The organism is Bartonella vinsonii subsp. berkhoffii ATCC 51672, from assembly GCF_902825225.1.
In the GTDB taxonomy this organism is placed as follows: Bacteria; Pseudomonadota; Alphaproteobacteria; order Rhizobiales; family Rhizobiaceae; genus Bartonella; species Bartonella berkhoffii.
On the sequence record NZ_CADEAK010000268.1, the window covers coordinates 1 to 403 of the forward strand.

General features: G+C 37.2%; 1 protein-coding gene. It reads right to left on the reverse strand.

Features of this window, described 5'->3' with window-relative positions:
• Nucleotides 1-190: 190 nt before the first annotated feature.
• The coding region (locus J7R10_RS09215) for a PTS sugar transporter subunit IIA (RefSeq protein ID WP_208436523.1) at nt 191-403 on the reverse strand (213 nt) is incomplete at its 5' end.

Here is a 403-nt window from a genome sequence, read left to right on the forward strand (position 1 = left end):
TATACATGAAAAATAACAAAAGTCTGTGTTTTTTTCTGTCTTCTTCTGTTTTTTAAGATGAGAAGTTCCTTAATAATAATTTCTTCAACATCATATGATACCATTAGTGATTCTTGGCTTTTTAAGCGCGAATTATGCCATTTTCCAATTCTCTTTGTTATAAACTATTCGCAACACACCCTATTGTCTTTCAAGCGGCATTTGATTCTGAGTTCTGAATCAATAAAGCATAAAGCGCGCTGGCGTCATAAGTGTTGCGCAATTTTTGAACAACATCAGCATGACGCAAAACACGCGCAATCTGCGACAAAGCTTTTAAGTGGTCTGCACCTGCGTTCTCAGGAGCTAAAAGGAGAAAAACAAGATCAATAGGTTCGTCATCGAGAGCTTCAAAATCAACGGG